Below are 18,503 nucleotides of genomic sequence, written 5' to 3'. Positions count from 1 at the left end.
CAAAACAACCAATTTGAGAAGGATATTGATGATGACGATTGAGAAATCCTGGTTTCTGTCGAAGACCATCTGGGCCTCGATCGTGACAATCCTGCTTTCATGCTCAAGCTTCTTCAACATATCGCTGGATCACGTCGATGAGGCAGCGCTTACAGATACAATTCTGCAATTTCTGACGGCCCTTAGCGGCATTGTTGCACTTTTTGGTCGCATCAGTGCGACGACGCTCATTTCACGTAAAGAATTATGATGTTAAAAGGCGTGACCTGTGGCAATTCTCCCTGCCACATCCCAACTGTTCATGCATCGTTCAGACAGCAATTGATAAACATGACGCCATGATGAAACGCTCATATCTTTCTCTGCCCCTTGCGGGCCTGATCTCAGCATCTGGCGTATTCTACGCCGGGGCGGCCGTCGCGGCTGACTGCACGTCGGTCGGACAACAAGTGGCGGAATCGCAGGGCGGTACGCTTGCCCGCGCCACATCCGTCACGCAGAACGGACGGGAAGTGTGCGTGGTGGTTGTTCTGATCCCCGGCAAGGATGGCGAACGCCCGCGTCGTGTCGAAGTGGCTGTACCCGCTAACTGATCCACATACGACCGGCAAGGGACCCCTGTATGAGAATACTCGTCGTCGAAGATGATCGTGACCTCAACCGCCAGCTGGTCGATGCGTTGACCGATGCCGGCTATGTGGTCGACAAGGCATTCGATGGCGAGGAGGGGCACTTCCTTGGCGACACCGAACCCTACGACGCAGTGATCCTCGATATCGGCCTGCCGCAGATGGATGGCTTGACCATCCTTGAAAAATGGCGCCGGGACGCACGCATCATGCCTGTGCTGCTGCTTACGGCGCGCGACCGGTGGAGCGATAAGGTCGCCGGAATTGACGCGGGTGCCGATGATTATGTCGCCAAACCGTTCCATATCGAGGAAGTGCTGGCGCGGCTGCGGGCTCTCATTCGGCGGGCGGCGGGTCATGCCTCTTCGGAAATCAGCTGCGGACCACTGCGTCTCGACACCAAGACCTCCAAAGCTACCGTCGATGGCACTGCTTTGAAGCTGACATCGCATGAGTTCCGACTGCTGTCCTACCTTATGCATCACATGGACGAGGTCGTTTCGCGCACGGAACTCGTTGAACATCTGTACGATCAGGATTTCGACCGGGATTCCAATACAATCGAGGTTTTTGTCGGCCGTCTGCGCAAGAAGATGGGCATGGACCTGATCGAGACCATCCGCGGCATGGGGTACAGGATCAAATCGCAGGACAAAAAGGCATAGACCTTTTGACTGCGCTCCGTTTCTCGAAAACCGCGCCAGCTGCCTCATCAGGCAGGCTTCTGAAAAGGTCACTAGAAAAGGGCAGGGCAACGCGTGAAATTCCGGCCGACCGGCTATCTTCCCAGTTTACGTTCCCTGTCCTTGCGCGTCATCATGTTGTCGACGCTCTGGACCATCATTTCCTTCTTTGCCATCGCCACGATCATCTCGGCCCTCTATGGCGATGCACGCCTGCAGAGCTTCCGGCAGCTGCTTTCCGCCCATCTCTTCAGCGTTATCGCCTCGGTCAGCGTCAATGACGGCACGCTTGCCGGCCGGCCGGACCCGGGCGAAGTGCGCTATTCCAGCCCGGTTTCCGGGTGGTACTGGTCGGTCGAGCCTGTTGCCGACAATCTGAAGGGCTCGCTGCGGTCAGCGTCGCTCGGCGACAAGACCATTGATTCCCCCTCGACGCTGAACGTCCCGTTCGATACGTCGTTTCAACGTACCTATACCGAGCCCGGTCTCAACGGCGAGCAACTCACGGTCGTCGAAACGGAAGTTGTGCTCGATGCGGAAAATCGCGTTGCCCGGTTCAGGGTGATGGGGAATTTGAGCGAGGTCGAGCGTGAGATCGCCGGCTTCCGCAATACGCTTTACTTTTATCTCGGAATCTTCGCACTGGGCGGCACGCTGATCAACGCCGCCGTCATTCTGTTTGGCCTGCGCCCGCTCGACCGCGTACGCCGCTCTCTCGCCGAAATTCGGGAGGGCAAGGTTTCGCGTCTGAATGAAAATCTCCCGGACGAAATCGCGCCGCTCGCGCGCGAGATGAATGCTCTGATTGAGAATAACCGCCGCATCATGGAGCGTTCGCGCACACAGGTCGGCAATCTCGCCCATTCACTGAAGACGCCGTTGTCGGTGCTGGTCAATGAAAGCCGGACCATCGGCGGAACCGAGGGCCGCATCATCGCCGAGCAGAGTGCGGCCATGCAGGTGCAGGTACAGCACTACCTGCAGCGCGCCCGCGTTGCGGCGCAGCGCGACAGCGTCGTGTTCCGGGCCCCCGTGACGCCGATCCTTGCCCGGCTCGTGCGGGTAACGGCAAAGCTCAATCCCGACGTGGACGTTCAATTCCTCAACCACATGGACGATGCCATTTTTGCCGGTGAGCAGGAAGATCTTGAGGAAGTCGTCGGAAATCTCCTGGAAAATGCCGGAAAATGGGGCCGCAGTGCCATCAGGCTCACTCTCGCCAGGGTCGATAGCGGATTCGAGATCAGCGTCGAGGATGATGGTCCGGGTCTTGCCCCGGATCAGATCAAGGATGCGCTCACCCGTGGTACGCGGCTGGATGAAAGCAAGCCGGGCACAGGGCTTGGCCTGTCCATCGTGCACGACACGGTGCGCGAATATGGCGGAACGCTGCGGCTGGAACGCAGTGCGGATCTTGGTGGCCTGAATGCTCGCCTGACTCTTCCGATTGCGGGAAACTAGAGCAAAGACAAAACTTGCTCTAGAGCTTGCAAGCCAATGGCCAATCAGTTCATAAAAGACCGGTACAGCTGCCTGATTGTGAAAAGCATTGTAAAACGGGTAAATGATGAAATTCCATATTGCCATTCCCCTTCTTGCTATCGCCGTTCTTTCCGGCTGTTCGACGACGTCCGGTTCCAAAGCCGGCGGCGCCCTGAGCAGCCTGACCGGCGGTTCAAAGCAGGCGGCGCCGACAGGCGTGCTCGCCGCGCTAGGAAATGGTTTGATCGGAAACAACGCCTCTCTGGATGCATCCGATCGCAAGCGCGCCCTGCAGGCCGAATATCAGGCACTGGAATATTCGCCTGCCGGAAAGACCGTCGAATGGAAAAACAGTAGCGGCAGCCGATCCGGTGAAGTCGTTGCGGCGCAGCCCTACCAGGTGGGCTCGCAAAACTGCCGCCAATATACCCATACGGTGCGGGTCGACGGCACGCCGCAATCGGCCCGCGGCACGGCCTGCCGTAATGAAGACGGCAGCTGGACTCCACTCACCTAAAGCCTATTGACGTTCACGCCAGAACTGAACTTCAACAGACTCAAGCCATTTCCAACCTTTGCGGCGAATTGCCCTATCAATTTAAATCCATTTGGATTTTACGCGGGGGTGGGGGTATGTCTCTGGCATGGTTTTCTGGATTATTGCTGCTTGTCTGACCGTTGGCGCGACGCTGCTGGTGCTCTTGCCGTTGACGCGGCGTGCCAAGGCGCCCGTGTCCGACAACCAATATGACGTCGAGGTCTATCGCGATCAGTTGCGTGAGCTCGACGCCGACGAGCAGCGCGGGCTCATCGATAGTGTCAACAGCGAGCAGGCGCGCGCGGAAATCGGCCGCCGCCTGCTGAAATCCGCCAAGGCGGCACAAGCCGATGAAGCGATTGTCCGTCCGCAAAAAAGTGCGACACGCGAATGGCTAACGCTCGCAACAGTTCTTGCCATCCCACTGATTTCGTGGGGTATCTATACGAAGGTCGGTTCGCCTGATCTTCCAGCACAACCGTTGGGGGAGCGTCTTGCCAAGCCTGCGGACCAGAGCACGCCCGCAGAATTGATTGCGCGTGCTGAGGCCCATCTGACGCTTAATCCCGATGACGGTCAGGGCTGGGAAGTGCTGGCGCCAATCTACCTGCGGCTCGGCCGTCCGGCTGACGCCGTCACAGCCTACCAGAATGCTATTCGTCTCAATGGTGACAGCGCCGCGCGCCAGCTCGGGCTGGGCGAGGCATTGGTCGCGGCTGCCAATGGCAAGATCACGCCCGAAGCCGAAGCTGTGTTCAGGCACGCGCTTGAGCTCGATCCGAAGGATATGCGCCCGCAATTCTACATTATTGACAGCTGGATGCAGCAGGGCCGTCTGGGCAAAGCTCGGGACCTGATCCGCAAGCTTCTGGTGGAGGCGCCTGCCGATGTACCCTGGCGCGAACAGGCGCAGGCAGCCTTGACCAGGCTCGATCAGGAGATCGCGGGTGATGCGCCGGACGTGAGCGATGTCGAAAAGACCGGCCCGGATGCCTCGCAGGTGGAAGCCGCAGCAGGCATGAGCAGCCAGGACCGGGCAGAGATGATCGAAGGCATGGTTGCCAGCCTTGCCGAAAAATTGAAACAATCACCTGATGACGTAGACGGCTGGGAGCGGCTTGTTCGCTCCTACGTCGTCCTGAACCGGCCCAATGATGCGATTGAAGCGCTGGGCCGGGCAAAGAAGGTGCTGAGTGCTGACAAGATCGCGAAGCTCGATACCGTGGCCGAGGATCTCGGCCTCGCAGACGAGCCGGAGAAAGACTGATGACGCGCAAACAGAAGCGGCTTTCGGTGATTTGTGGCGGACTGCTTGTTCTGGCAGTCGCGGCGGCGCTCGTGCTGTTTGCACTCCAGCAGAAGATCGCCTTTTTCCGCATGCCGTCCGACATTCAGGCATCCGATGTGGAATCGGAGTCGCGTTTCCGCCTCGGCGGCCTCGTCGAGAAGGGCACTGTGATCCGGGGCGAGGGGACCAAGATCAGCTTTTCCGTCACCGACCATGTCAAAAGTGTAGCCGTCACCTATGATGGCATCTTGCCGGACCTTTTCCGCGAGGATCAGGGGGTGGTCATCGAGGGCAAGTTCATGCCCGGCGGCGCCTTCGTTGCGGATAGCGTTCTTGCCAAGCATGACGAGAACTATATGCCGAAGGAAGTTGCCGACAGTCTGAAGGCCAAGGGCGTCTGGCAGGGAGAGAGCAAACAGCCATGACCGTAGAACTCGGACATTTCGCACTGGTACTCGCATTAGCCCTTTCGATCGTTCAGGCCGTGCTTCCCGTGCTCGGCGCCCGTCGTAATGATGACCGGATGATGGCCGTTGCCGTTCCTGCCGCATTCACAGTCTTTGCCTTGATCGCCCTGTCTTTTACCGCACTGACGGCGGCCTACGTTCTTTCCGATTTCTCCGTACAGAACGTCTTTGAGAATTCGCATTCGCAAAAGCCGCTGCTCTACAAATTTACCGGCGTCTGGGGCAATCACGAAGGCTCGATGCTGCTGTGGGTGCTGATCCTCAGCTTCTTCACGGCGCTGGTCGCCTTCTTTGGCAATAATCTGCCGCCAGCGCTGAAGGCCAATGTGCTTGGTGTACAGGCCTGGATCGGCACGGCGTTTCTTCTCTTCATTGTCGCGACGTCCAATCCGTTTGCCCGCATCAATCCGGCGCCGATCGAGGGGCAGGATCTCAACCCGATCCTGCAGGACATCGGCCTCGCCATCCATCCGCCCATGCTCTACCTCGGCTATGTCGGGTTCTCCGTATGCTTTTCCTTTGCGGTGGCAGCGCTGATCGATGGCCGCATCGACGCCGCCTGGGCACGCTGGGTGCGTCCATGGACGCTGACGGCCTGGCTGTTTCTGACCGGCGGCATCGCCATGGGCTCCTACTGGGCCTATTATGAACTCGGCTGGGGCGGCTGGTGGTTCTGGGATCCGGTCGAGAACGCATCGTTCATGCCATGGCTCGCCGGAACGGCGCTGCTCCACTCGGCGCTGGTCATGGAAAAGCGCTCGGCGCTCAAAATCTGGACCATTCTCCTCGCGATTCTGACGTTCTCATTGTCGCTGCTCGGTACATTCCTGGTGCGTTCAGGCGTACTGACCTCGGTTCATACATTTGCCACCGATCCGGGACGTGGCCTGTTCATCCTGGCAATTCTTGTGCTTTTCATCGGCGGGTCGCTGGCACTCTTCGCCTGGCGGGCGCAGACATTGGCGCCGGGCGGTCTGTTCCAGCCGATTTCGCGCGAAGGGGCGCTGGTCTTCAATAATCTGTTCCTGACCACAGCCGCGGCGACCGTATTGATCGGCACGCTCTATCCGCTGTTGCTGGAATCCCTGACCGGGACGAAGATTTCCGTCGGCGCGCCGTTCTTCAACCTGACCTTTGGCCCGTTGATGATCCCGCTGCTTGCCGCCGTTCCCTTCGGGCCGCTGCTGGCGTGGAAGCGCGGCGACATCCTGGCGGTGGCGCAGCGCCTTATGACAGCGTTCTTCATCGCGCTGCTGGTGGTGGCGATCGTGCTTTATCGCACTTCGGCTTCGGGCGTGCTTGCAGCCTTCGGCATCGGGCTGGCTGTCTGGCTGATGCTTGGCGCATTGACCGATCTTGCACTCAAGGCCGGCATCGGCAAGGCGCCCGTCAATGTCCTGATGCAGCGCGTCACGGGCCTGCCGCGCTCGGTCTTCGGAACGGCATTCGCGCATTTCGGCCTCGGCGTGACGCTGCTTGGCATCGTCGCCACGTCAACCTTTGCCACCGAAAATGTGCTGGTGATGAAGCCGGGCGACACGATGAACGCAGGTGGCTACACATTGCGGTTCGACCGTATCGACCCTGTCAAAAGCGCGAACTTCACCGAGGACCAGGGCCAGTTCACGATCCTCGACAGTGCCGGCCGGGAAGTGACTGACCTCATGTCGGCGAAGCGCTTCTTCCCCGTCCGCAAGATGCAGACGACAGAGGCTGGCATAAAAACATTCATGTTCAGCCAGCTCTATGTTTCGCTCGGCGATCCGGTCAAGGACGGCGTCGTCGTCCGGGTCTGGTGGAAGCCACTCGTCACACTGATCTGGCTTGGCGCCGTCATTATGATGGCGGGCGGCGGCATGTCGCTGCTCGACCGGCGTCTGCGGATTGGCGCGCCGGCCAAGGCAAAGCCGCGACCGGCGCGAGCCACGGCATGAGACGCTATTTCTCAGCGGCAGTCCTTGGCCTGGCACTCTGCTTTGCCGCGAGTGGCGCACGAGCTGTGGCCCCGGATGAAATGCTTGCCAACCCCGCATTAGAGAAGCGCGCGCGGACAATCTCCGCAGAATTGCGCTGCATGGTGTGCCAGAACGAGTCGATTGATGATTCGAACGCCGATCTCGCCAAGGATTTGCGACTGCTGGTGCGAGAGCGGCTGGTTGCGGGCGATACGGACGAGCAGGTTCTAGACTTTCTCGTCGCTCGCTATGGCGAATTCGTGCTTCTCAAGCCACGGTTGCAAATGAGCACGATACTGCTGTGGGGCTTTCCCATCGGAGCGTTGGTCATTGGCGGTACGGCGATTGTGATCGCGATCAGGCGCCGCCGTGTGACGTCTGTCGAGACGGCGCCACTTTCCGAGAGCGAGAAGAACCAGCTGAAGAAGCTTTTCACGGCATCCGGAGATTGAAGTCTATTCTTCTGCGTAACCTTTAAGCACGGCCCTCACATTCTGCGCGTGAACCGGTTCATATGGCGCGTAGTAGCCGATCGCGCCTGAACGGAAATCCTCGGTGGCGAAGGTCCGCAGATCCTGTTCGGCCAGTTCCGGCTCATCGCGCAGGCGCAGCAGTTTCGTGACATAGTTGCGCGTAGCAGTAATGAATTCCGGTCCATAGCCACCAGCCACGATTACGTCCTCGGCGCCGTGATTGGGCAGAATCTTTTCGATATCCCAGGTCGCCATGCGCTCCAGATCGCGCAAATGATATTCGAGCCGTGCCGGTTCATCGACATAGGTGACCGGATCTTCCAGCGCATCGCCCGCCAGCATCAGTTTCAGCTGCGGCAGGACCAGCATGGTCCCGTCATGGCTGTGAATATCGACATGGCGCAATTCCACATCGATCCTGCCAACTTTCAACTGCAGTTGGTCATGGAAGATACGGTTCGGCATGATCAATGGCCGGATCGGCGGGTCTCGGTTCTCCAACCGGTCGCGATTGTCGATCAGGGCCTGCGCGGTCAGATCATTGGCAATGATCTTGCAATCGGCGAAAACCTCGTTGCCGGCCACATGGTCGACATGCCAATGGCTGAGCACCACGCGGATATGGCGCACGCCGGCATCTTCCAGCGTCTTGCGGATGATCTGCGCGTGGGGGAGGGAAATGCTCGTATCATAGACCAGTGCCTCTTCGCCGGAGACGACGGCATAGGAACAGAGCCCCAGCGAGTAGGCGCCGTCATCGAGCCAGTTCGGCGCTTCCGAATAGGCGCGCACGCCATCAATCCTGCCATCATAAAACGCGTAGACGCTTTCATAGGGACGGTGAATGCGCATGGTTGATCCGAGCGGGGGCATGGATGGTCTCCGATTTCAGGGCAGTTGCTAGACTTAAACCAGCTTTGTGCCATTTCGTCCAATCTCAAGTATAATTCAACTACGAATACGTATAAAGTTGCATTCCACAAGAAATAAAAAAATTACGCGCGTAAAAATGAATTTTATCATTGCGTCATATTTCAGATTAGGATATTGCCGTCTCACCAAATAAATTTTAACATTCAAATTGTAACTTGCGTTATTAAGTCAATCTTGCATCATTCATGTTAAACTAAAGAATCAAGCTATTTTAATACTTCACGCTTTGGTTGTAACTACAATTGCCACAAGTTGTACGTCAAGAATTGTTTCAAACTACATCAGAAGTGAGAACTGCAATGAAAAGAATTGCGGTCGCAGGACCAGATACAAAAGATTCATCGCAAGCCAAATCGCCTCGACATGCGCAGTCCTGGCTTGCCGCACTCCACGCCAGCCGTTCGTTGCGCCGCCGCCTGACGGCGATCTTGCGCATGGCCTGCCGCATGCTTGGCCTCAAGCGCGGCCGCGGTCTTGGAATGCTCGGCATTGGCGGCCGGGTCGCCGTCACGGCTGGTATGATTGCCGGTGTTGCGCCGGATGCACTTGCCAGCGGTATATTTGTCAATGATGGCGGCGACAGTACCTGTACTCATGTCCTTGATGGCGGTTCTGGTGGGCCAATCTCAACCATAAACGATGCACGTCTTTGTGATTCCACCACCAAGGCCACACAGACTGACCATGTGTTGTTTTACAGCGTCCAAGGCCCCCATGCCAGATCGCTTTCGCTGGGCAATGAACTTTACGTTAATGGCGGTTTTATCGGGTTGAACAACAATACGGGCGCGAACCCAACGCTCTCCATGTGCATCGGCAACCTGAACACGAGCGCTAATGGCGTGAATTCTGTTTCTATCGGCAACAATGCAAAAGCCGATAGCGATCGCTCGATAGCGCTCGGCTTCAATTCGATTACGGCGGCGGCGACGAACGTTGGCAACAGCATTATCATCAATGGCGCCTCCTACACCATCACCGGCGGCACGCCCGACAGTGTCTTGAGCATCGGATCGGACACGCTCAAGCGGCAGATTACCAATGTAGCTGCCGGGCAGTTGAACAAGGACAGCACTGATGCCGTCAATGGTTCGCAGCTTTTCGCCACCAATTCCGCCTTGGGTGCGTTGGGCGGCAGAGTGGGGACAATCGATACGAGTGTTTCCAACATCAATGCGGGCAAGGCCGGTCTTGTGCAGCAGGCCGATGCGACCTCCAACCTGACGGTCGGCAAGGACACCGATGGCGCGGCGATCGATCTGAGGGGAAAGACCGCTGCGCGCAAACTGCTCAGCCTGACGGCAGGCGCGGTCAGTATCAATTCGACCGAAGCCGTGAATGGCTCCCAGCTTTTCAGCACCGGCAAATCCGTTGCCGATGCGCTTGGCGGCGGTGCCAGTATCGATGCCACCGGCAAGTGGACGGCCCCGGCATTCAGTATGAGCATGATCGGCGCGGACGGGAAAATCGCCACTACCCCCAGTGAGAAATCGCTTGAAGCGATCAACGGCTCGCAGCTTTGGGGCGTATCGAACAAGATCGCCGGATTCCTTGGCGGCGATGCCAGCGTCGATGCCAATGGTGTGTTCACAGGGCCTTCCTATAAGGTCACCAATATCAACGCCAACGGAACTACAAGTTCCACCTCGTACAACAATGTCGGCAGTGCGCTTGGCGGGTTGAACGACAACACAACCAATATCAACAACCGGATCAATGAGATAACCAAGGAAGTCACCACATTGGACAAAGATTCCCTGCGCTGGGACGAGCAGAAGGGCGTCTTTACGGCACTGCGCGATCAACCCATCAGCGTAGACGGAGTCACTAAGATGGTTCCTGGCACCAGCAAGATTACGAACATCACGGATGGTGAAGTGAATGCCACCTCTACGGATGCCGTCACTGGCGCCCAATTATTCGAGCGAGACGAAAGAATTACAAATATCGACCATCGCGTCACGAAGATCGAAACGACGGTGAATACGGACATCACGGCGGCAATGGACAAGACAGCGGTGAAATACGCGCCTGATGCCAGCGGCAACAAGACCAACGAGGTCGCGCTCGTCGGCGGTGATCCGAACGCGCCGGTACTCATCAGCAATGTCAAGGCCGGAGCTGCCGACAATGATGCGGTGAACGTCAAGCAGCTCAAGGAAACGATCACCCAGGAAACCACCAGGGTCAACAACCAGGTCAACCAGTATCTCGACGAATCGAAGACCTATACCAACAATCAGATCGCCAGTCTGAGAAGCGATACGGATGAGAAGTTCGGTATCGTCGATCAGAAGCTGGATCAGCTGAGCTCGGATATCGGTGCGGTTCGCAATGAAGCGCGCCAGGCGGCGGCGATCGGGCTGGCGGCTTCATCCCTGCGGTTTGACAATACGCCAGGCAAGATCAGCGTCGCCATGGGCGGCGGCGTCTGGAGGGACCAAGGTGCCGTGGCATTCGGTGCGGGCTATACCAGCGAGAGCGGCGCAATACGCGCCAATCTTTCGGGCGTGGCAAGTGGTGGCGAGGTCGGTGTCGGCGCGGGCTTCACGCTCAATTGAGACCGAACGTGATCAGGCAAGCCTTGAAGTTCCCCACGGCTGTCGCTTGCCTGCTCCTGTCCGGCTGGTACCCCACCGCCGGACAGGAGATACCCGGTCCTCTCTACAGCATCAAGCCATCCGAGGTCACGGTTCCTGAAGGTGCAGAGCTTGGCCGCTACCGCCGCATTATTCAGCCATTCGAGAATTGGGTTCTCATATGCGACGAGAACCTGAAATCGATGAAGAAGATCTGCAATGTCACGCAATCGATTGTCGATCAGAATGGCCAGTTTGCCTTCTCGTGGTCGCTCGCCGCCACCGAGGGCGGCAAGCCGCTGATGATCCTGCGGACACGACCGGGCCTTGGTGTGAAAAAGCCGGTGATGCTGACTTTTTCCAGCCGGAGGGAACCCGTCTCCGTCGAGACCTATGCCTGTGATCCGGGCGTGTGCATTGCGCTGCTTCCCGTTGGACCAATCCTGCGCGAACAGATTGCCAAGGGAGCTACGGTCGGCATCTCATATGAAGCCGCACCAGCCGAACCCCTTGCCTTCGACGCACCATTGAAGGGGGTGTCGGCAGCGCTCGCGGCGATAAAGTAATTGTATACTGACACGTCGTTCTTCCCGCTAACCTTACAAATTTGTCATGTTACGGAAATGGCGGGGTAACGTTCTTATCTGTATCACTGATGGTATAAAGCAATCGGCATTTCGACCGAACGCCTCAAGGAGATACATTCATGTCGAACAAAGTTAAGTCCTCCACCTACTGCGCGGGCATCGCCGCCGCCCTGCTGTCCTCGGCGCTTGTCGGGGGCTTGCTGGCGACCGGCCCACTCAGCGCCATCGCCCCGGCGCAAGCTGAGGCTGTGCGCGTCGATTCTGTTCAGCAGCCCGGCTTTGCCGATGTCGTCGAAAAGGTCAGTCCCGCCGTTGTCAGTGTTCGCGTCAAGAGCGCTATCAACCAGACTGCCGATGACGGCTCGGGTTTCCCCGGCATGGACCAATTGCCAGACGATCATCCGCTCAAGCGCTTCTTCCACGAATTCGGCGGCCCCGACCAGCGTCCTGATCAGCGCGGCATGGAGCCACGCAAATCGCCTCGCGACCAGCACCGGCCAGACCGCGTTCGCCCCACCGCCCAGGGTTCCGGCTTCTTCATTTCCGAAGACGGCTATCTGGTGACCAACAACCACGTCGTCGAGGACGGCAGCGCCTATACGGTTGTGCTGAATGACGGCACGGAACTCGATGCCAAACTGATCGGCAAGGACAAGCGTACCGACCTCGCCGTGCTCAAGGTCGATGACAAGCGCAAGTTCACCTATGTTTCGTTCGGCGATGACAACCAGATCCGCGTCGGACAGTGGGTCGTTGCCGTCGGCAATCCGTTCGGTCTTGGCGGCACAGTGACAGCCGGTATCGTCTCCGCCCGCGGCCGCGACATTGGCGCCGGCCCGTATGATGACTTCCTTCAGATCGACGCAGCTGTCAATCGCGGCAATTCCGGTGGTCCAGCCTTCAATCTGAATGGTGAGGTTGTCGGCATCAATACCGCGATCTTCTCGCCATCGGGTGGCAGCGTCGGTATCGCCTTTGCCATCCCTGCCACGACTGCCAAGAATGTTGTCGACCAGTTGATGAAGACAGGCTCGGTTTCCCGCGGCTGGATCGGTGTGCAGATTCAGCCTGTGAGCAAGGAAATCGCTGAATCGCTCGGTCTCTCCGAGGAAAAAGGCGCCCTTGTTGCCGAGCCGCAGGCCGATGGTCCCGCAGCCAAGGCTGGTGTCGTCGCCGGTGATGTGATCACGGCCGTCAATGGCGAGACAGTGATCGATCCACGCGATCTCGCCAAAAAGATTGCGGCGATCAGTGCGGGCAAGGATGCAGAGCTGACTGTGTGGCACAAGGGTGAGGCGAAATCGCTCAATGTCGCGATCAAGCCGTATCCCCAAGACGACCAGCAGGCCGCGAACGCACCGCAACAGGATGATCCTTCAAAGGCTTCCCCACTCGATGACTATGGTTTGACGGTCATGCCGTCCGACGATGGCAAGGGCGTCGTGGTGACGGATGTCGATCGTCAGGGCGATGCCGCTGACAAGGGCATCACGACGGGTGACATCATCGTCTCGGTCAACAACAAGCCCGTGAAGAGCGGTGGCGATATCGATGCGGCGATTGCGGAAGCAACAAAGACCGGCCGTAAGGCGGTGCTGCTGCAGGTTCAGACAAACGACCAGTCACGGTTCGTCGCACTGCCCATCAACCAGGGCTAACCGCAACGAGTTGCCGCGGCGCTGCACACCCCACCCCCGCACGCGCCAGAGCAAAAGGGCGGCAGATCCTTCGATAATCTGCCGCCCACTTTTCTTTCCAGGTGACGCCCTTAACTCATTCGGCAAAAACGGCTTAGTATTGCGCCATGAAGATTCTCGTTATTGAAGACGACCGCGAAGCGGCCCGCTATCTGGAGAAGGCCTTTGCTGAGGCAGGCCATTCGGCCGATGTCGCCGGCGATGGCGAAACCGGCTATGCGCTGGCGGAGCAGGGAACTTACGACGCTCTCATCGTCGATCGCATGCTGCCGCGCCGGGACGGGCTTTCGGTGGTGGCTGCGCTTCGCGCGCAAGGCAATGATACACCCGCTTTGATCCTATCCGCTTTGGGCCAGGTCGATGATCGTGTCACGGGCCTGCGTGCCGGCGGCGACGATTATCTGACCAAGCCCTATGCCTTTTCCGAACTGCTCGCGCGGATCGAGGTCCTGCAAAGGCGCTCAAGCCCGAAAGAGGCCGAGACGGTCTACCGCGTTGGCGATCTCGAACTGGACCGCCTGTCGCATACGGCCAAACGAGCCGGGCAGGTCATCATTCTGCAGCCGCGTGAATTTCGCCTGCTCGAATATCTGATGCGCCATTCGGGGCAGGTCGTCACCCGCACAATGCTGCTCGAACACGTCTGGGACTATCATTTCGATCCCCAGACCAACGTCATCGATGTGCATGTCTCGCGCCTGCGCGGCAAGATCGAGAAGGGTTTTGATACGCCTTTGCTGCACACGGTGCGCGGAGCCGGCTATATGCTCAAAGCGGCGGCTGCCGGTACCGATGCATGAGCCGCTTCCGTGCCATGATGAAAATGACAGCCGTCCGGCTGTCAGCGCTCTACCTGCTACTTTTCACGGTTTGCGCGCTCGTCCTGGTTTTCTATATGACCAGCCTTTCGGTGCGGCTTCTGACCACGCAGACCGAGGCTGCGGTCAATGAGGAAATCGAGAGCATCGGCCAGGCTTACGAGCGCGGCGGCATTGCCGGTCTCGTCCGCTCGATCGACCGGCGCGGACGCCAGCCGGGTGCCTATCTCTATCTCGTAGCCGACCCTGCCGGCCGCATTGTTGCCGGCAATGTGCAAAGCATCGAAATCGGCGTCTTGCAGAGTGAAGGCTGGATTGAACGGCCAATCACCTATGAACGCTACGGTGAGGGCACCGATCCGCAGGTGCATACAGCCATTGCGCGGGTGATTGTCATGCCCAATGGCATCCGCGTCATGGTTGGGCGTGACCTCGGCGAGCCGGAACAGGTTCGCCTTGTCGTGAGACGCGCCCTCATGGCGGCGCTCGGCATTATGGGCGTCGGTGCTTTTCTGATCTGGTTCTTTGTCGGGCGCCGCGCCTTGCAGCGCATCGATGAGGTCTCTGTCGCCTCGCAGCGCATCATGGGCGGCGATCTGGCCGGGCGACTTCCGGTCAGCGGGTCGGGCGATGAGTTCGACCGCCTGGCGGAAAACCTCAACGGCATGCTTGCGCGGATTCAGGAACTGAACGAGGGCGTAAGACACGTCTCCGACAATATTGCGCACGATCTGAAGACACCGCTGACCCGCATGCACAATCGCGCCGAGTCCGCGCTTTCCAACGCGAAGACAATGAAGGCCTGGCGTGCCGCCATGGAAGGCATGATCGGCGACTCCGACCAGCTCATCCGCACCTTCAATGCGATCCTGATGATCTCCCGGCTTGAATCCGGCTATTCGAGCGAGGGGATGGAGCAGATGCCGCTATCGACCATCGCAGAAGATGTGTTCGAGCTTTATGAACCTTCAGCCGAAGAGGCCGGGGTCAAGCTGACCTTGGGAACGATCGACGCAACGCCAGTCAAGGCGAATCGCGAGCTGGTAGGCCAGACCATCTCCAATCTCGTCGACAACGCCATCAAATATGCCAGCGCCAGCGAGAAACCCGTCGAGGTCACCCTCTCCGTCGAGAGAGCGGACGGCAAGGTCAAGGTCATCGTTGCAGACAATGGACCCGGCATACCGCCAGATCAGGTGGACCGGGCGACGGAGCGGTTCGTACGGCTGGAGGAGAGCCGTTCGCAGCCGGGATCCGGCTTGGGGCTTAGCCTTGCCAAGGCCGTGATGAAATTGCACGGTGGCACACTGGAGTTGATGGACAATGCGCCGGGCCTGCGGGCTGTGCTCGTTTTTCCGGTGGGGGAGGAAAATGCATGAATGGCAAAGCCACGGCGGCAAGCGCAGGCGACAAACCCTTCTTTGCGCGAACTTTGCGTGATCTGGCGCCTCTGGACAAGAAAAATGCCGAGGCCCTGCTGCGTGAACTTCTCAAGAAAGCTGCGGAGAAGGAATGTTCCGGCATCAGCGCGCTGAAAGACAAGCCTGCCGCTGCCTTCCTTTCGGCTGTGCTCGATCTCTCGCCCTATTTGCGCACCGTTCTGCTGCGCCGCCCCATGATTGTCGAGCCGCTGCTCGAAATGCCACTGCCAAAGCGTCTCGAAGCGCTGATGCTGGAGATCGCGGAGAGTACCGAAGGCGACAGCGTCACCGAAGCTGGCTTGATGACCGCGCTTCGGCAATTGAAGCTGGAAGGGCACGCCCTCATAGCACTGGGCGACCTTTCCGGCCTTTTTGTGACCAAGGACACCACATTCTGGCTGTCGCGGCTCGCCGAAGAATGTGTTGGCGCAGCTGTACGGTTCCTGCTGCGGGATGCGCATGAGGCTGGCAAGCTCAAGCTTCCAGATCCAAAGCATCCAGCGAGGGACTCCGGCTGGATCATTCTCGCCATGGGAAAATTCGGCGCCTTCGAGCTGAATTATTCTTCCGATATCGATCTGATCGTCTTCATTGACGAGCACAGCCCCGCGATCACCGATCCCTATGAATGCGTCGAGACCTTTTCACGGCTGACACGCCGTCTTGTGCGTATCCTGCAGGACCGTACAGCCGATGGCTATGTCTTCCGCACGGACCTGCGGTTGCGGCCCGATCCGGGCTCGACGCCGCTGGCCATCCCGGTTGGAGCCGCTCTCAACTACTATGAAGGGCGCGGGCAGAATTGGGAACGCGCCGCCATGATCAAGGCGCGGCCCGTGGCTGGCGATATCGACGCCGGAAAGCGCGTTATCGCCGAGCTCGCACCCTATGTCTGGCGCAAATATCTCGACTATGCTGCGATTGCCGATGTTCACTCGATCAAGCGGCAGATCCATGCGCATAAGGGGCACGGCGAGATTGCCGTGCGTGGCCACAATGTGAAGCTTGGCCGTGGCGGCATTCGCGAGATCGAATTCTTCGTGCAGACCCAGCAATTGATCGCCGGCGGGCGTTTCCCGCAACTGCGCGGCTCCAGGACCGTCGACATGCTGGCGGCACTTCATGGTCTTGGCTGGATCAGTGAGGAAGCGCGCGACACGCTTGCGCAACAATATGGCTTCCTGCGTGATGTCGAACACCGCATCCAGATGATTGCCGATGAGCAGACGCATATGCTGCCGGAAGACGACGAGAACTTCCTGCGTGTGGCATATATGATGGGCTACAATGATGGCGAGGTCTTTGCCACGGATTTCCGCAACGCGCTGAAGACTGTCGAGAACCATTACGCTGCCTTGTTCGAACAGGCGCAGGACCTGACGGGCGAGGCGGGCAATCTGGTGTTCACTGGCGACGTCGATGATCCGGATACGCTCAAGACGCTGCAGAATTTCGGTTTCGAGCGCCCCAGCGATATTTGCCGGGTGATCCGCACCTGGCATTTCGGCCGCTATCGCGCGACGCAATCGGCCGAAGCACGCGAACGTCTGACCGAGCTGACACCGGTCCTGCTGAAGGCATTCGGCGCGACCGCACGCGCGGATGAAGCGCTGATGCGTTTCGACGGCATGATCAAGGGGCTCCCGGCCGGCATTCAGCTGTTCAGCTTGCTCCAGTCCAATCCCCGCCTTCTCGACCTTCTGGTGCTGATCATGGGCGCCGCGCCGCGGCTTGCCGACATCATCACCCGCAAACCGCATATTTTCGACGGCATGCTCGATCCTGCGATCTTTGCCGATGTGCCAACGCGCGCCTATCTCGCCGAGCGGCTGGAAGGCTTTCTTGGTCCCTCGAAAGTTTATGAGGACATCCTCGACCGGCTGCGTATCTTTGCCGCTGAGCACCGCTTCCTCATCGGTATCCGCCTGTTGACCGGCGCAATCGATGGGATGCGGGCGGGCAAGGCTTTCGCCGATCTGGCCGATCTTGTCATCGATCGTGCGCTGCAGGCGGTCATTGACGAGTTCGCTGCCAAACACGGAAAGGTCAAGGGCGGGCGCATTGCCATCCTCGGCATGGGCAAGCTCGGCAGCCGCGAACTCACCGCCGGCTCCGATATCGATCTCATTCTGCTCTACGACCATGACGAACGAGAAGAAGAGTCGGACGGCGACAAGCCACTGCCGCCATCGCAATATTACATGCGGCTCACGCAGCGGCTGATCGCGGCGCTGTCAGCCCCAACCGCTGAAGGCGTTCTCTACGATGTGGATTTCCGCCTGCGCCCCTCCGGCAACAAGGGGCCAGTGGCTACGCATATCGATGCGTTTCGCAAATATCAGCGCACGGAAGCCTGGACCTGGGAGCATATGGCATTGACCCGCGCCCGGCCCGTTGCCGGTGACGCGACCTTCTTTGCCGAGATCGAAGCGGACGTCAGCGAAATCCTGGGGATGCCACGCGATACGGCAAAGATAGCCAAGGATGTCGCCGAAATGCGGGCGATGATCGAAAGCGAAAAGCCGCCAAGCGATGCATGGGACCTCAAGCTGGTTGCGGGCGGCATCATCGATCTGGAATTCATCGCGCAGTTCGCCGTGCTGACCGGGAATGTTGACGGACCGATCATCGCGCAATCGACTGCGGAAGTGCTGACAAAGCTGAAGCCGGATTTTATCGACGCAGCCACGACGGACAGTCTGGTCGAAGCTGCGCATCTCTATACGAGCATCACCCAGATTATTCGCCTCTGCCTGAACGGCGATGTGAAGCGCGAGGATTTTCCGCCCGGACTTGACGAATTGCTCTGCCGCGCCTGCGATCTGCCTGATCTCGAGCGCGTGGAGGCCCAACTCGGAGAGACTGCGAAGTCGGTGCGAAACACCTTTGACGATTTACTGCGCGACGCACGCAAGCAAGGGAAATCGCCGAAATAAGAACGTCCGGTAGCGGA

General features: G+C 58.8%; 16 protein-coding genes. 15 read left to right on the top strand and 1 reads right to left on the bottom strand.

What is annotated here, in order from left to right:
* The first annotated feature begins 28 nt into the window (after positions 1 to 28).
* The 9 genes from BLM14_RS12650 (at position 29) to BLM14_RS12610 (ending at position 7,494) form a co-directional block, all read left to right on the top strand.
* Positions 29 to 250, top strand: a complete 222-nt coding sequence (locus BLM14_RS12650) for a hypothetical protein (RefSeq protein ID WP_237143353.1) — start codon at positions 29 to 31, stop codon at positions 248 to 250.
* 88 nt (positions 251 to 338) lie between these two features.
* A complete protein-coding gene (locus BLM14_RS12645; RefSeq protein ID WP_418314184.1) occupies positions 339 to 593 on the top strand; it encodes a hypothetical protein in 255 nt (84 codons plus the stop codon).
* 29 nt (positions 594 to 622) lie between these two features.
* The gene (locus BLM14_RS12640) at positions 623 to 1,294 is read left to right on the top strand and encodes a response regulator transcription factor (RefSeq protein ID WP_099999683.1); all 672 of its coding nucleotides are present in this window, start codon (positions 623 to 625) and stop codon (positions 1,292 to 1,294) included.
* A 177-nt stretch (positions 1,295 to 1,471) separates the two neighbouring features.
* Positions 1,472 to 2,773 (top strand): sensor histidine kinase, encoded by a 1,302-nt coding sequence (locus BLM14_RS12635; RefSeq protein ID WP_100001272.1) that lies wholly within the window; start codon positions 1,472 to 1,474, stop codon positions 2,771 to 2,773.
* Positions 2,774 to 2,879: 106 nt separating this feature from the next.
* Positions 2,880 to 3,311, top strand: coding sequence for an RT0821/Lpp0805 family surface protein (locus tag BLM14_RS12630; RefSeq protein ID WP_100001270.1), 432 nt, complete (start codon positions 2,880 to 2,882; stop codon positions 3,309 to 3,311).
* A 127-nt stretch (positions 3,312 to 3,438) separates the two neighbouring features.
* Positions 3,439 to 4,599 carry a c-type cytochrome biogenesis protein CcmI gene (ccmI, locus tag BLM14_RS12625; protein ID WP_099999682.1) on the top strand — a complete coding sequence of 387 codons (1,161 nt, stop codon included), beginning with the start codon at positions 3,439 to 3,441 and terminating at the stop codon, positions 4,597 to 4,599.
* Positions 4,599 to 5,045 carry a cytochrome c maturation protein CcmE gene (gene ccmE, locus BLM14_RS12620; RefSeq protein WP_099999681.1) on the top strand — a complete coding sequence of 149 codons (447 nt, stop codon included), beginning with the start codon at positions 4,599 to 4,601 and terminating at the stop codon, positions 5,043 to 5,045. The genes ccmI and ccmE overlap by 1 nt, the downstream gene beginning before the upstream one ends.
* A complete protein-coding gene (locus BLM14_RS12615) occupies positions 5,042 to 7,021 on the top strand; it encodes a heme lyase CcmF/NrfE family subunit (protein ID WP_099999680.1) in 1,980 nt (659 codons plus the stop codon). Before ccmE ends, BLM14_RS12615 begins: the two co-directional genes overlap by 4 nt.
* Positions 7,018 to 7,494 carry a cytochrome c-type biogenesis protein gene (locus BLM14_RS12610; protein ID WP_099999679.1) on the top strand — a complete coding sequence of 159 codons (477 nt, stop codon included), beginning with the start codon at positions 7,018 to 7,020 and terminating at the stop codon, positions 7,492 to 7,494. The genes BLM14_RS12615 and BLM14_RS12610 overlap by 4 nt, the downstream gene beginning before the upstream one ends.
* Before the next feature lie 3 nt (positions 7,495 to 7,497).
* On the opposite strand, the gene BLM14_RS12605 is transcribed toward BLM14_RS12610, so the two are convergent.
* Positions 7,498 to 8,388, bottom strand: a complete 891-nt coding sequence (locus BLM14_RS12605) for an MBL fold metallo-hydrolase (RefSeq protein ID WP_099999678.1) — start codon at positions 8,386 to 8,388, stop codon at positions 7,498 to 7,500.
* A 359-nt stretch (positions 8,389 to 8,747) separates the two neighbouring features.
* Between BLM14_RS12605 and BLM14_RS12600 the strand changes: the two genes are divergently transcribed.
* The 6 genes from BLM14_RS12600 (at position 8,748) to BLM14_RS12575 (ending at position 18,486) form a co-directional block, all read left to right on the top strand.
* Entirely contained in the window at positions 8,748 to 11,009 is a 2,262-nt protein-coding gene (locus tag BLM14_RS12600; protein WP_099999677.1) for a YadA-like family protein, read from the top strand.
* Positions 11,010 to 11,017: 8 nt separating this feature from the next.
* Positions 11,018 to 11,593: an invasion associated locus B family protein gene (locus BLM14_RS12595; RefSeq protein WP_099999676.1), complete on the top strand. Its 576-nt coding sequence runs from the start codon at positions 11,018 to 11,020 to the stop codon at positions 11,591 to 11,593.
* A gap of 140 nt (positions 11,594 to 11,733) precedes the next feature.
* Positions 11,734 to 13,272 carry a Do family serine endopeptidase gene (locus tag BLM14_RS12590; protein WP_099999675.1) on the top strand — a complete coding sequence of 513 codons (1,539 nt, stop codon included), beginning with the start codon at positions 11,734 to 11,736 and terminating at the stop codon, positions 13,270 to 13,272.
* A 146-nt stretch (positions 13,273 to 13,418) separates the two neighbouring features.
* Positions 13,419 to 14,111 carry a response regulator transcription factor gene (locus BLM14_RS12585; RefSeq protein ID WP_099999674.1) on the top strand — a complete coding sequence of 231 codons (693 nt, stop codon included), beginning with the start codon at positions 13,419 to 13,421 and terminating at the stop codon, positions 14,109 to 14,111.
* Positions 14,108 to 15,508, top strand: coding sequence for a sensor histidine kinase (locus tag BLM14_RS12580; protein WP_099999673.1), 1,401 nt, complete (start codon positions 14,108 to 14,110; stop codon positions 15,506 to 15,508). The genes BLM14_RS12585 and BLM14_RS12580 overlap by 4 nt, the downstream gene beginning before the upstream one ends.
* The gene (locus tag BLM14_RS12575; RefSeq protein ID WP_099999672.1) at positions 15,505 to 18,486 is read left to right on the top strand and encodes a bifunctional [glutamine synthetase] adenylyltransferase/[glutamine synthetase]-adenylyl-L-tyrosine phosphorylase; all 2,982 of its coding nucleotides are present in this window, start codon (positions 15,505 to 15,507) and stop codon (positions 18,484 to 18,486) included. The genes BLM14_RS12580 and BLM14_RS12575 overlap by 4 nt, the downstream gene beginning before the upstream one ends.
* The last annotated feature ends 17 nt before the right edge of the window (positions 18,487 to 18,503 follow it).

The sequence above is a fragment of the Phyllobacterium zundukense genome, assembly GCF_002764115.1.
Taxonomy (GTDB): Bacteria; Pseudomonadota; Alphaproteobacteria; order Rhizobiales; family Rhizobiaceae; genus Phyllobacterium; species Phyllobacterium zundukense.
The sequence above is the reverse complement of the archived record's forward strand: the minus strand, read 5'-3'. Positions and strand labels throughout refer to the sequence as shown.